Source organism: Hyunsoonleella jejuensis, from assembly GCF_900111025.1.
In the GTDB taxonomy this organism is placed as follows: Bacteria; Bacteroidota; Bacteroidia; order Flavobacteriales; family Flavobacteriaceae; genus Jejuia; species Jejuia jejuensis.
In genome coordinates this window covers 1,237,222-1,250,957 of sequence record NZ_FOFN01000001.1, presented here as the reverse complement: position 1 = coordinate 1,250,957, position 13,736 = coordinate 1,237,222, and the positions used below count along the sequence as shown (strand labels likewise).

At 36.1% G+C, this 13,736-nt stretch carries 15 protein-coding genes and 1 tRNA gene; 9 read left to right on the top strand and 7 right to left on the bottom strand.

The window, feature by feature from the left end:
* Positions 1-117: 117 nt before the first annotated feature.
* The 6 genes from BMY39_RS05385 (at position 118) to BMY39_RS05360 (ending at position 5,337) form a co-directional block, all read left to right on the top strand.
* Positions 118-522, top strand: a complete 405-nt coding sequence (locus BMY39_RS05385) for a RidA family protein (RefSeq protein ID WP_092576647.1) — start codon at positions 118-120, stop codon at positions 520-522.
* Positions 523-1,962, top strand: a complete 1,440-nt coding sequence (locus BMY39_RS05380; protein ID WP_092576645.1) for an aldehyde dehydrogenase — start codon at positions 523-525, stop codon at positions 1,960-1,962. It abuts the gene before it with no gap.
* 18 nt (positions 1,963-1,980) lie between these two features.
* Positions 1,981-2,763 (top strand): SDR family oxidoreductase, encoded by a 783-nt coding sequence (locus BMY39_RS05375; protein WP_092576642.1) that lies wholly within the window; start codon positions 1,981-1,983, stop codon positions 2,761-2,763.
* Between the two features lie 138 nt (positions 2,764-2,901).
* On the top strand, positions 2,902-3,435 hold the full coding sequence (locus BMY39_RS05370) for a 3-hydroxyanthranilate 3,4-dioxygenase (RefSeq protein ID WP_092576640.1): 534 nt from the start codon (positions 2,902-2,904) through the stop codon (positions 3,433-3,435).
* A gap of 84 nt (positions 3,436-3,519) precedes the next feature.
* Positions 3,520-4,605, top strand: coding sequence for an amidohydrolase family protein (locus BMY39_RS05365; RefSeq protein WP_092576638.1), 1,086 nt, complete (start codon positions 3,520-3,522; stop codon positions 4,603-4,605).
* 87 nt (positions 4,606-4,692) lie between these two features.
* A complete protein-coding gene (locus tag BMY39_RS05360) occupies positions 4,693-5,337 on the top strand; it encodes an O-methyltransferase (RefSeq protein WP_092576635.1) in 645 nt (214 codons plus the stop codon).
* A 168-nt stretch (positions 5,338-5,505) separates the two neighbouring features.
* On the opposite strand, the gene BMY39_RS05355 is transcribed toward BMY39_RS05360, so the two are convergent.
* The 5 genes from BMY39_RS05355 to BMY39_RS05335 form a co-directional block, all read right to left on the bottom strand.
* A complete protein-coding gene (locus BMY39_RS05355) occupies positions 5,506-5,793 on the bottom strand; it encodes a Sec-independent protein translocase subunit TatA/TatB (protein ID WP_092576632.1) in 288 nt (95 codons plus the stop codon).
* An 80-nt stretch (positions 5,794-5,873) separates the two neighbouring features.
* Positions 5,874-8,177 (bottom strand): M1 family metallopeptidase, encoded by a 2,304-nt coding sequence (locus BMY39_RS05350; protein ID WP_092576628.1) that lies wholly within the window; start codon positions 8,175-8,177, stop codon positions 5,874-5,876.
* Positions 8,178-8,288: 111 nt separating this feature from the next.
* Positions 8,289-8,792, bottom strand: coding sequence for a DUF6702 family protein (locus BMY39_RS05345; protein ID WP_092576626.1), 504 nt, complete (start codon positions 8,790-8,792; stop codon positions 8,289-8,291).
* Positions 8,793-8,852: 60 nt separating this feature from the next.
* The gene (locus BMY39_RS05340; RefSeq protein ID WP_092576623.1) at positions 8,853-9,590 is read right to left on the bottom strand and encodes a hypothetical protein; all 738 of its coding nucleotides are present in this window, start codon (positions 9,588-9,590) and stop codon (positions 8,853-8,855) included.
* 135 nt (positions 9,591-9,725) lie between these two features.
* Positions 9,726-10,529, bottom strand: coding sequence for a carboxypeptidase-like regulatory domain-containing protein (locus BMY39_RS05335; protein WP_092576620.1), 804 nt, complete (start codon positions 10,527-10,529; stop codon positions 9,726-9,728).
* Positions 10,530-10,680: 151 nt separating this feature from the next.
* Here BMY39_RS05335 and pepE point away from each other — a divergent pair, with 151 nt between their 5' ends.
* Positions 10,681-11,388, top strand: a complete 708-nt coding sequence (pepE, locus tag BMY39_RS05330) for a dipeptidase PepE (protein ID WP_092576617.1) — start codon at positions 10,681-10,683, stop codon at positions 11,386-11,388.
* A gap of 370 nt (positions 11,389-11,758) precedes the next feature.
* On the opposite strand, the gene BMY39_RS05325 is transcribed toward pepE, so the two are convergent.
* Positions 11,759-11,831, bottom strand: a tRNA-Gly gene (locus tag BMY39_RS05325).
* Between the two features lie 48 nt (positions 11,832-11,879).
* On the bottom strand, positions 11,880-12,305 hold the full coding sequence (locus BMY39_RS05320) for a GNAT family N-acetyltransferase (protein WP_092576615.1): 426 nt from the start codon (positions 12,303-12,305) through the stop codon (positions 11,880-11,882).
* A gap of 81 nt (positions 12,306-12,386) precedes the next feature.
* Here BMY39_RS05320 and BMY39_RS05315 point away from each other — a divergent pair, with 81 nt between their 5' ends.
* Positions 12,387-12,842, top strand: a complete 456-nt coding sequence (locus BMY39_RS05315; RefSeq protein WP_092576611.1) for a GNAT family N-acetyltransferase — start codon at positions 12,387-12,389, stop codon at positions 12,840-12,842.
* Positions 12,843-12,925: 83 nt separating this feature from the next.
* On the top strand, positions 12,926-13,693 hold the full coding sequence (locus BMY39_RS05310) for a M48 family metallopeptidase (protein ID WP_092576609.1): 768 nt from the start codon (positions 12,926-12,928) through the stop codon (positions 13,691-13,693).
* Positions 13,694-13,736 lie beyond the last annotated feature (43 nt).

Sequence of the window (13,736 nt, the reverse complement as noted above, 5' to 3'; positions counted from 1 at the left end):
GCCTTCCCTACCCCTTCCGAAGGAAGGGAAAGGTTGCGCTTTACACAAATAACAATAAATTCTTATCCACCCGAGTAAGAATTCCTCCCTTTTGGGGAGGTTAGGAGGGGCTTAAATATGAACGACAAATCAGTAACACCAAGAGGAGCTTATCCACATACCAAAAGAGTTGGCGATTTTATTTTTGTCTCTGGAACTAGTTCTAGGCGACCCGACAACACCATTGCAGGGGTAGATATTATTGACGAAATGGGTACAAAACACCTAAATATAGAAGTACAAACCCGAGAAGTTTTAAAAAATATTGAGAAGAACCTAACCAAAATTGGAGCCTCATTAAAAAATGTGGTAGACGTTACAACCTTTTTAGTAAATATGAATGATTTTGCAGGCTATAATAAAGCTTATGCAGAGTTTTTTGACAAGGAAAATGGACCAACACGAACTACCGTAGCGGTTCATCAATTACCTCACCCTGATTTGGTAGTGGAGATTAAGGTTGTGGCCTTTAAAAAGTTATAAATGAAAGTCCAAAACTTCATCAACGGTAAATTTGAAAATCCTATTTCTAATAATTGGATAGATAATTATTGCCCTGCAAATGGTGAAGTTTACGGACAAATCCCTAACTCTTCAAAAGACGACGTAGAAAAAGCTTATCAAAGTGCAACAGCTGCGTTTTCATCATGGTCTAAAACTACGCTAGAAGCGCGCAGTAGGATTTTAATTAAAATCTCGGAATTGCTAGAAGCAAACCTAGACCGTTTTGCAGAAGCAGAAAGTAAAGACAATGGGAAACCTATTAGTTTAGCAAAAGCTATAGATATTCCAAGAGCAGCGAGTAATTTTAGATTCTTCGGAAACGCTATTACCCAATTTGCCAGTGAAAGTCATGAAAGTACAGGCCAAAGTGCCATAAATTACACACTACGCCAACCTATAGGTGTTGTTGGCTGTATTTCACCGTGGAACCTTCCACTCTATTTATTCACATGGAAAATTGCTCCTGCCATTGCTGCAGGTAATTGTGTGGTTGCCAAACCAAGTGAGGTTACGCCAATAACGGCTTTTCTATTGGGTGAACTAATAAATAAAGCTGGCCTCCCTCATGGGGTTTTAAATATTGTTCATGGCTTAGGCAATACTACTGGACAAGCCATCGTGGAGCACCCAAATATTAAAGCGATTTCATTTACTGGAGGCACACAAACAGGAGCCCATATCGCTAAAATTGCAGCTCCTATGTTCAAGAAATTATCTCTTGAATTAGGTGGGAAAAATCCAAATATCATTTTTGCTGATTGTGATTATGATGACATGCTAGAGACCACGGTGCGTTCTTCCTTCTCTAATCAAGGGCAAATTTGCTTATGTGGTAGCAGAATTTTTGTGGAAGATGCTATCTATGATAAATTTAAAACAGATTTTGTTAAGCAAGTGAAACACCTAAAATTAGGACATCCTTCTGAACCCAATACGGATATTGGCGCATTGGTTTCAAAATCCCATTTAGAAAAAGTGTTACACTATGTTGATATTGCTAAAAAAGAAGGTGGCAAAATTCTATGTGGCGGAAATAAAGTCATTATTGAAGGTTTTAAAAATGGCTATTATATGCAACCGACTGTAATAGAAGTTTCCAATAATGAATGCCAGATAAATCAAGAAGAAATCTTTGGGCCAGTAGTAACGCTCATGCCCTTTAAAACCGAAAAAGAAGTTCTAGAGATGGCCAATAACGTAAAATATGGCTTGTCTTCAACACTCTGGACTAATGATTTAAAGCGCACGATGAGAATGAGTAGTATGCTGCAATCTGGCATTGTTTGGGTAAACACTTGGATGTTACGCGATTTACGAACGCCTTTTGGCGGCACAAAAGCTTCTGGCATTGGCCGTGAAGGTGGATTTGAAGCTTTGCGCTTTTTTACTGAACCTAAAAATGTGTGTATAAAATATTAATTAACCAACCCATAATAAATGAACCTCAACTTAAACAACAAAAACGCCCTTGTTTGCGGAAGCACCCAAGGCATAGGAAAAGCAACAGCAATTGCACTGGCACAAGAAGGTGTAAACGTAACGTTAGTAGCCAGAAATAGGGAAAAGCTCAAAGAAGTATTAGCCGAATTACCTCAACATAGAAACCATAGTTATTTGGTAGCCGATTTTCTAAATCCTAGAGATCTGCAAGAACAGGTCATTAAGTTTATAGAACGGGAACATGGTTTTCATATTTTGGTAAACAATACTGGAGGGCCTGCAAGTGGGGAAATTATAAATGCTAGTTTAGAAGCTTTTGAAAATGCTTTTACCATGCACCTAAAATGTAACCATTTGTTAGCACAAGCTACCATTCCGTTTATGAAAGCTGAGGGCTTTGGAAGGATTATTAATGTAATATCAACCTCTGTTAAAGAACCAATTCCAAGACTTGGCGTAAGTAATACTATTAGAGGCGCTGTGGGTAATTGGAGCAAAACGTTATCTATTGAAGTTGCAGAATTTGGCATAACCGTGAATAATGTGTTACCAGGTTTTACCGATACTGAGCGCTTAACGGAAATTATTAAAATTAAGGCAAAATTGGAAGATAGGACTATTGAAGAAATGACAGAGATCATGAAAAATTACACGCCAGTAAAACGATTTGCTCAACCTAAAGAAACAGCAAATGCTATTGTGTTTTTAGCAAGTGAAGCTGCCAGTTACATTAATGGTATAAATGTTCCTGTGGATGGTGGAAGAACCAAATCTTTATAAAAAAGCCCTTCCCAAACCTGCCAAAGGGAGGGAGAAATCACAGAAGATGTATTATCTTTATATATAATTTTAATTCAACAAAACTCAAATACCCGATTTGAGTTTCTCCCTATTTGGGGAGATTAAGAGGGGCTTTATATGAGCAATTTAACATCACCAATAAATTTTAAGGCTTGGATTGAAGAGAATCGTCATTTATTAAAACCTCCTGTTGGCAACAAGGTAGTTTGGAAAGATGCAGATTTTATCGTTATGGTAGTGGGCGGGCCCAATAACCGAAAGGATTACCATTACAATGAAACACCTGAGTTTTTCTATCAAGTTGAAGGGGATATTGTTTTAAAAATTATTGACAAGGGTACTCCAAAAGATGTACATATTAAAGAAGGTGATATTTATTTATTGCCCCCCAAGGTACCACATTCTCCGCAACGTGGACCAAATACAGTTGGTTTAGTTATTGAATATAAGCGCCCAAAAGGCATGAAAGATACCTTGCTATGGTTTTGCGAAAATTGTGTAACTAAATTGTACGAGGAAGATTTTACTTTAGACAATATTGAAACCGATATGCCAAAGATTTTTGACAAATACTACGGCGATACCGATAAACGCAGTTGCCCCAATTGTGGCGAAGTCATGCAACCACCAAAGAAGGTTAAAATAGATTAGCATTATCATTCCTGCGAATACAGGAATCTTGGTTATTAAAGCTTAATTTTAAAAGATGTTCCTGCATTCGCAGGAATAACAAAAATGAAAAAACGTAAACTTAGAATTAACGGTCATTCGCACCTGCTCCCTTATCCCGAAGAAATCCCGGAGTTTATGCGTGAAAAGGGTATTTTCTGGGTAGATAAAGACCGGAAATTTATGCTGCAAAAGGGCTGGAAACGCCCTGTAACAGATTCTAGTTTTTTCCTCAATGAAAAGCTCTCTTGGATGGAGCGTAATAAAATAGATCATGCTGTGGTTTTAAACCTATCACAGCTATACGGTAACGGATTGCGCGTTGAAGAAATGAAAAAAGCATTGCGTTTTCAGAATGATTTTAATGCGCGGATTCAACATGAACATCCTGATAAATTTACCTGCGGTTTTGTAGTACATCCTGGATTTATTAGAAGTGCATGCTGGGAAATTGAACGTTGTGTGGAAACTCTCGGTATGCGTTTATTATGTTTGCCTACGCACTATATGGATACTATCGGAACGTGGCGTTGTATTTTTGATGAAGAAAATGAACCTCTTTTTGAGTTAGCGAATAAATACAATCTTGCTGTAGAAATTCATCCTTACGATGGCGAAAAATTTATAAATTTAGAGGATACCGCTTGGAGATTTCATTTAATTTGGATGTTAGCACAGTGTGCAGATGCCTACCATTTTTTAACATTGAATGGCTATCAAGAAAAGTACCCGAATATGCGCACCTGTTTTGCTCATGGTGGACAATTAGCACAAATAAATTTAGGACGACGTATTCAAGGATTTGATGGAAGACCAGACTTGTTTGAAGGTAAACATCACCCTAGAAAAGCTGTGGGACACAAGAATATTTTCTTTGATACACTTGTTCATGATACCGGTGGATTAGAACTGTTGATACGCAACCATGGCGCTAAACAAGTTTTAATGGGGTTAGACGATCCTTATCCTCTTGGGGAAATGGAAAGTGAACCCCAATCGTCTTATCCTGGAAAATTATTGGATTTAGCCATAGAACGAAAAATTATTACTGAAACAGAATATGACGCTATTTGGGAAGATAATGTGCTACAGTGGTTGTTTGGCAATGATGAAAACGGAAAAACCCAGTTAGTTGATCGTATTTTAACTTAAGAAAATCGATATCCGCTCGAGCGCAGTCGAGTGGTTTTTATATTTTTAAACAGTGAGGTTTGGACTGCGCTCGACCTTATTTTGATTATGCATTTTATTCCAGAAGATTTAGATAATTATGTGGTTGCCCACTCTGAGGATGAACCAGAGTTATTGCAACAATTAACACGAGAAACCTATCAAAAAATATTGCAACCCCGCATGTTGAGTGGACATTATCAAGGACGTGTTTTAAGTATGATTTCTAAATTGGTAAACCCGAAAAACATCCTAGAGATTGGCACTTACACTGGCTATTCAGCCTTGTGTTTAGCTGAGGGTATGCAGTTAGATGGCGAACTTCACACTATTGATATTAATGAAGAATTAGTAGATTTTCAACGGAAATATTTTGACACATCTGAATACGGTGAAAAAATTTTTCAACATTTGGGAAACGCCTTAGATATTATACCTGAGCTTGACAAAACATTTGATTTAGTGTTTATTGATGCCGATAAAGAGAACTACGCTAACTATTTTAAGATTATTATTGACAAGCTAAACCCTGGCGGTATAATTTTATCGGACAATGTACTTTGGAGTGGAAAAGTTCTGGATAGCACATTTAAAAAAGAGGATACTTCTACACCTGCTTTGATTGCATATAACAAACTGCTAAAAGAAGATAAGCGTATTGAAACCGTGGTTTTGCCTATTCGAGATGGTTTGACGATAAGTAGAAAGATATAAGAAAAGGCTTTTTGCTTCACAGGAGGGCTCAAACCTAAAATTTATAACAAATCTAGCAAGCATTCCCGCGTTAAGGATTGAGGCATTTGTTGAAGCTCCTCGCAGAGAGCGACTGCCGAAAGCCTGACCCGATAGGGTAACGCCCAAAATTTTATTATTAGTGAATTGTTAGAGCTTTCTTTTTACAGAACCCGTAAAATCCTCTAAATCATCCTTTACCTTATCTAACTCTTGCTTCACGTCCTTAGTGATACTGGTGTCTATACCATGATTTTCAGCTGTTTTGGTGATTTCGTGCTTAATATCATTGGTGGCATCTTTTAGTGTGCGCATGCCTTTACCCAAACCACGAGCGATTTCTGGCAACTTATCGGCACCAAAAACCATAATAGCTATGAATAGTATAAAGGCGATTTCGCCACCACTAATAAATAAAAATGTAAAATAGTGTATCACAGTACAAATATAGTGAGTTGTTTTGAGAGCATAAAAAAAAGCCGCTGTTTAAACATCGGCTTTTTTTATTTTCTAAGGTGTTACCCTTGTATGCTCTGTTTGAAATTTTCAAACTCCCCAGGCTCTTCTGTTTTAGGCCAAGAATTATTGGCTGTGTCGATATCAGCAGTTTCCCTGTCCGGATCAACAGTAAAACTTACAATTTCCTTGTCACTTGCGATGGCTTTACTTACTTCATTATCGTTAAATCGCCATATCTGCGCTGGAAAGGTTTCTCTTTTTTTAGAACCATCTGCATATGTATATTCTACAATAATTGGCATAACCAATCCTCCTGGTTTTTCGAAAGTAACATTGTAAAAATATTTGGGTGCTTTAATGTTTTGACGTTCTTCAGCCGAAAAATTGTCCATTAAATACTCTTTAACCGTTTGTACGTCTGCTAAATCTTGATTTTTTACTCTTTCATTTACATCTTCACTTCCTTCTTCTACCATGTAAACCAGAGGCCTTAACTGTTCTTTTTTAATCCCCCTTTTCTCCATTACATCTCTCATGTATGCATTAGGTTCAGAGGTTGCATAGTATTTTTTAACCTCTTTAATGCCTATATCCACCCAATCTGTAGTGTAAAACCATCCTCTCCAGAACCAATCCAAATCGAATGCCGAAGCATCTTCCATTGTTCTAAAGAAATCTTCAGGGGTTGGGTGCTTAAACATCCATCGATTTGCATACTCCTTAAACGCATAATCAAACAACTCGCGTCCCATCACAGTTTCTCTTAATATATTTAGAGCTGTAGCTGGTTTACCGTAGGCATTATTTCCGAATTGATAGGTATTTAAGCCTTTTGTCATTATTGGTGCAATGTAATCTTGATTTCCACTCATGTAAGGTACAATCATATGTGCAGGCCCTCTATCAGATGGGAAATGCTCATCTTTTTCTGATAAGGCATCTGGATAAGCCTCGCCAAAATCTTGTTCTGCCACGTATTGCATAAATGTGTTTAAGCCTTCATCCATCCATGTCCACTGGCGCTCATCACTGTTCACAATCATTGGAAAAAAGTTATGACCAACTTCATGGATAATAACGCCCATCATGCCATATTTTACGCGATCGCTGTAAGTGCCATCTTCTTTTGGACGGCCGTAATTCCAGCAAATCATTGGATATTCCATTCCTTGTTGTTTCGCATGAACTGAAATAGCTTTATGGTACGGATAATCAAACGTCATTCTAGAATATGACTTCAACGTACTTGCAACAGCCTTAGTTGACCATTCTTCCCAAAGCGGATTACCCTCTTTTGGATATAAAGACACGGCCATAACATCTTTGTTTCCGATTTTAACCGCCATCATATCCCAAATGAACTTTCTAGACGTTGCAAAACCAAAATCGCGAACGTTTTCAGCTTTTAATTTCCACGTTTTTGTACTATTAGAAAAGCTTTTCTCTGCAGCTTCAGCTTCTTCTTGCGACACAATTATAACTGGCTTATCGTATGAATTTTTAGCCTGCTCGTATCGGCGCATCATTTCTTTAGAAAACACTTCCTTTCTATTGGTTAAAACACCTGTACCGTCCAAAATATGATCTGCAGGCACCGTAATATTTACTTCATAATCTCCAAAAGTTAGTGCGAATTCGTCTCGTCCCCAAAACTGAGAATTTTGCCAACCTTCAACATCACTATACACTGCCATTCTTGGAAAAAACTGTGCAATAACATAGGCTCTATTACCATCTTCTGGAAAATACTCGTATCCTGAGCGACCACCGTGTTTAACATGGTCGTTAATATTGTACCACCATTTTATGGAGAATGTAAATTCATCTCCTGTCTCCATTGGATTTGGCAATTCTACTCGCATCATGGTACGATTTATCATATATGGTAATGCGCCTCCTTTAGCGTCCTTAACTTCTTGAATATTAAAACCGCCATCAAAACTTTCTTCTAGAAACTGTTTGGAGAATTGACTTGGGTATAACACTGGACTTACGTTACCACCTTCAATCAATGGCGATTTGGAGTCTTTTGCACGTTTATTTTGATCTAGCTGTACCCATAAATATTTTAGAACATCAGGTGAATTATTGGTGTATGTTATAGTCTCAAAACCAGATAACTTTGCATTCTTGTCATCCAAAACAATATCCATTTTATAGTCTGCCTTTTGTTGATAGTAAGCATGTCCTGGAGCTCCCGATGCCGCTCTATACACATTTGGAGTAGAAAATTCATCGTACAACTGTTTGAATTTATTGTTATTAGTATGACCTTTTTTTGGAGCAGACTCTTGTTGCTCCTGTGCATAAATACCTGAGGATATAAAAACAACAGATAAAAAATAATACAGAAGATATTTCATTACGTAACTATTATAATTTTTTAGGAAAAATATTAAAACCGCTAACAGGTTTTAGCTTTTTAGCGTACAACGCGAGCAAAAATAAGACTTTGGCTTAGTTTAAACTTTAATTTAATTAAAATTTAACATTGCGTTATCGTTTTGTTTGGTAAGCACATAACTCTTCTTCTTAGAGTTAATATTAAGCTTTATAATATTTTGTTGTTCTGTAAACAAGTCGTACAACAACTGATTTGTTATGGTAATGGTATTGACACTTTGAACCTCTTCTATCTCTAAGTAACATTTTACAATACCCATTTCTATTTCTTTACCAATATAAATTAACGATTTAGCTTGGCCATTGATACTTATCTTGAGTTTTTCATTTAGATATTTTTCAGTGTAAACATCAATCATTTTAGAATTCTTATCATCAAAAGACAACATATCATCATACCGTTCTTTGAGTACATTTTCAAAATCGTCAATAAAAACCCTTGTTATAATTTGTAGAGACTTTTTGTCTTTAACATACTCTATCTGGGTATTACTTACATAGTACTTATGTAATGTTGTAAAAGACGATAGCAATAGCGTAAAAACTACAGGAATTATGATTTTAAGTGATTTCATAATAATAAAAAGTATTGACAAAAGTAACTATTTTCAAGTTTTCAAAACTTGTGCCAAAATTTACTTTTCTTTTTGATTGACTTTATATTCTTTAAGTTTTCTTTTTAAAAACACTAATACCTCTAAATTTGGTTTGCCAGCACAGTTATTATAAAAATTCTCATCCATTTCACAGAAATAGAAAAAATCCATTCTATATGCTTCATCTAGTGCATACATACTAAATAGACTTTCTGAAAACTTTTCTCTTACTTTAGCAATAAGTTCTTCGTTGCGTTCATGCTCTACTCTTTTTTTGAGCATTTTTGTCCTACCTGTTATACCATTAATAATTGGATTTAAAGGTATTGAACCAGTTAATGCCCCCAGCAACATTTTAGGTTTAAATTCTCCAGCCTCAGAAAGGCGACGCTCGCTTTGGGTTGCAATCTTGCCAGTGTAGCCAGGTATACCTAAATCATAAAAATTTATGGGTGCTTTACCTTCAACATTTCCAATATCAGACCTCAAATTTCCCGTGAGTATTTTTCCAACGGTAACTTGATTTAGCGTGTTTACTTGCTCCACCAATAAGACGGTAACTGTTTTTGAAGCTATAATAGCTTTTGAAACAATTATTATTTTAGGCTCATGCTGAACCGAAGAAAAACTCAAGGTATCATTTAAGCTTACGGGAATTGTAAAAACACCTCTTGCATCAGTTATAGTAAATTTTTTAGCTGTTTTATTGATAACATGTATATTTTCAATATCGGCCGTACTTTCTACCTTTCCAGCAATATCAATATATTGTGCCATTGCCGCATTACAGAAAAATAAAAAAACAAAAAACAATTTCGGCTTCAATGGTGAATACTTTAAGCCATAAATGTCGGGAGTAATGTCTTAAACAAATTAAAAATTGCTTCTAAAATTTTGTTAAACCACCTAGATTTATCCTTTGTCCTTTTTTAAAAACTCTATACTCTTCGTGTTCAACAACTCTAGGAACTCTAGCTCTCTTCCATAATTAAGCAGGGTAAAATCAAAATCTCCACTTTCTACATAGGCAATAAAATCTTCAACTCGATGTTCTGGAATCTTAAAATTGTCTACCAAAAATTCTGAAGCGAAATAATATTTAACGGATTCAGCAGGCACTTCTGGTATTCCTGAAGTCTTTTTTTCCTTAGCTTCCGATCTAAATATGGGTAACAGCAATTGGTCAACAACGTTTACAATATTCAATCCATTATAAAATCTATTACGTTGTATATCATCTCCAATATTAACCACTTTGGTTTTATAATCGGTTTCAAAATTATACTCACTACTATGTTTCACACCAAAATAAAGGGCGTCTAATTTGGGATTAAACGTTTTAGAGCCATCAATATCTGTCCCCAAATTTCCTGTCAAACCTTTAGCACGAACTACAATCTCATCTAACTTATTTATTTCCTCTATCAAAAATATTTTCATATTTCTAGAAGCGACAATAGCTTTGTTCACCTTAAAGCTCAAATTTTGAAATTGCAAAGCACTAACCTCAATAACATCGTTCTCCATAACAGCAATAGTAAACTCGCCGTTAACATCTGTTATTGTTCCTTTATCAGATGACGCATTAAAAATTGTAATTCCAGAAACGTCGTTATGCTCTACTACGATCTTACCCTCAACATCGGTTCTAGTAAAGTTTTGAGCACTAAAATGCGCCATACTAAATAGCAGTAATACACATAAAATCTTTCTCATAGGTTAGGTTTTTAGTAAAAAGTATTACTATATATACACCAAGCAACGCTTTCTTTTCTTTAAAAATACGACTTAAAACTCATTTTCTAAAATATGCTCTTCTTAATATTTGTTAAAAAATTAATTAGCTTTAGGCTCAATTAATTTTAATATGAAACATATAATTATTGCCAGCACCTCTACTGTTCACGGCAGCAGCTATTTAGACTATATTATAGAAGAACTCTCTGTTTTTTTTAAAGAGGTAAAAACCATAGTTTTTGTGCCTTACGCGAGACCTAGTGGAATATCTCATGATGATTATACCGAAGTTGCGAAAAAAGCATTTGCAAAAATTGGCATAAATGTAGTAGGACTGCATACGTATAAAAACCCCTCTGAGGCGATTGAAAATGCCGAAGGTATATTTACGGGCGGTGGCAACACCTTTGTTCTAGCCAACCAATTACACAAAAACAATTTAATAGCGCCACTTAAAAATGCAGTTAACAATGGCACACCATATTTAGGTACAAGTGCCGGTAGCAATATTTGCGGCCTTACCATAAAAACTACCAATGATATGCCTATTGTTTACCCCCCAAGTTTCAATGCCTTAGGCTTAGTGCCTTTTAATATAAATCCGCACTATTTAGATCCCGACACCAATAGCACACATATGGGAGAAACTCGCGAAACCCGAATTAAGGAATTTCATTGCTACAACTCACAACCAGTTGTAGGCTTACGCGAAGGCAGTTGGCTTTCAGTAGAAGATAATAATATTACGCTACAGGGCCCGCTTTCAGCGAGAATTTTTGAATATAACAAACCACCTTACGAAGTTGAAAGCGGTTCAACCTTAACTAATTTAAAATAACTTTTATGGCGGGTTTTTATAAAAACCGCGCTATCCACTATATCTTTTTGCGAGGCGCCCTGTAAGCACCTTAAAGTTTTTTCCTTTCAAATTAATAGCTTCAAAAAACAGAGGTTTTTGCATTTACAGTTTCGCAAAAAGGATGCCGTTTCTATCGCTCCCGCACGTACCTGCCAGCACCGCGGCATACCATAGCTAATGTACTCTTTGTAAAACAACATTAAAAAAGCCTCATATCTTATTATGAAGCTTTTAGAGCGGGAGACCAGGTTCCCTTCGACTGCGCTCAGGGTAGACTTCTCACCTTACTTTCCTTAAATTCAAAACCATTAATGAAAAAAAACCTCATCCCTTAAAATGAAGCTTTTAGAGCGGGAGACCAGGTTCGAACTGGCGACATTCAGCTTGGAAGGCTGACGCTCTACCAACTGAGCTACTCCCGCATTAGCGTCACAAATATATAATCCTTACCAAACTATCCAAAAAAAGATCTATAATTTCTTTAAAAAGTGGTAACCTAAAATTTCAAACCCTTGATTGTAGTAAAATTTATGAGAAGGATAATTATTTACATACGTATTTAACTCTACAGTATTGCAGTCTTTAGAGGCTACATAATTATAAATCCACGCAAAAAACTGTTTTCCAAGGCCTTTACCCCTGTAAGCTTTTTCAATATAAACATGGTCTACCTCAACACTCTTTCCTGCATAATGTCGCGTACAAAACCATAAACCACAAACACCTATAATAGTTTCGCCATCCAAAATTACGGCGCATTCATAATTTTGATGTTTCATTTCTAAAAATCGCTCTTCTAATGTTGATCTAGGCACCTTAAAATCATCAAGCTGCTCAACCAAAGGCACAATTTTCAAGATATCGGCTTTATCTAGGATTTTAAATTCAAATTCCATTAAAAAATTTTAAAGTGAAGATACATAAATTGATAACCATTAATTTAATAAGTTTGAATATGGCTTGTAACAAAACCTGAAATGGCAAAAATTAAAGATTTTAAAATTAAACAAATATCAGCTAAAACGACTTACCCGGTTAGACATCCTGTTTTAAGAAAAGGAAGACCGCTAGAAACTTGTGTTTTTAAAGGTGATGATTTGAAAACTACAATACATATTGGAGTATTCCACAAGAATCAAATAATCGGCGTGGCATCTTTTATGAAATCTAGAAATAGTTTATTCAAAGAAACTTTACAATGCCAGCTTCGCGGAATGGCAATACTAGAAGATTTTCAGGGCAAAGGGTTAGGTAAATTGATTTTAGCTTACGGCGAAAAACTACTTAAAGAAAAAGACATTGAATTAATTTGGTGCAATGCAAGAATTATTGCCGTTAATTTCTACAAAAACAATGGCTATACAACTTTGGGAGATCCGTTTTATATTCCTGAAATTGGTAAACATTTTACCATGTACAAATCAATTTCGTGAATATATTGTGACATTTTATACCTAAAAGTGTCGTAAACATATAAGTCATTTTTTTGTAATTTACTGTCCTAAAACCATCTAAAATGAGAGGAAGAAATTTTAAAGTAAGACTGCTTATTGGAGCAGCAATTGCCATATTTTTTGTGCTGAAGCGTTGCAGTCAACGAGAAGAGAACCCCTATACGGGAAGAGTGCAAACTATATCGATGACACCCGAAAAGGAAATAGCCATTGGTCTACAAAGCGCACCACAAATGGCACAACAACATGGCGGATTACATCCTGACACTAAATTACAAGAATTGGTTGATAATGTGGGCAATAAATTGGTAAATAGTAGTATCGCTAGAGAGACGCCTTACAAATACGAATTTCATTTACTAAACGACCCAAGAACGATTAATGCTTTCGCGTTACCTGGCGGGCAAATTTTTATAACCTATGCTCTATTAGAAAAATTAAAAAACGAAGACCAACTAGCTGGAGTTTTAGGCCATGAAATTGGTCATGTTTTAGGAAGACACAGTGCAGAACGTATAGCAGAGAGCGAATATTGGCAAGGTTTAGCTACAGCAGGTTCTGTAGGAGCAGATATGGGTGGGCTTGTAGGTGGTATTGGTCAACAAAAATTGCTTACCAATGGGCGTGATGATGAGTTGGAAAGTGATGATTTGGGCGTAAGGTTTATGATTAGGGCAGGGTACAACCCAGAAGAAATGATTGGTGTAATGAAAATATTAAAAGAAGCCGCAGGACCCAATCGGGTTCCAGAATTTCAAAGCACGCATCCAGACCCTGATAACAGAATTGAAAAAATAGAAGAATCTATAGAAAAATATAGAAAGCCGTAAACTAAAAAAAGCCCTCAATGAGGGCTTTTATCATGACTAAATC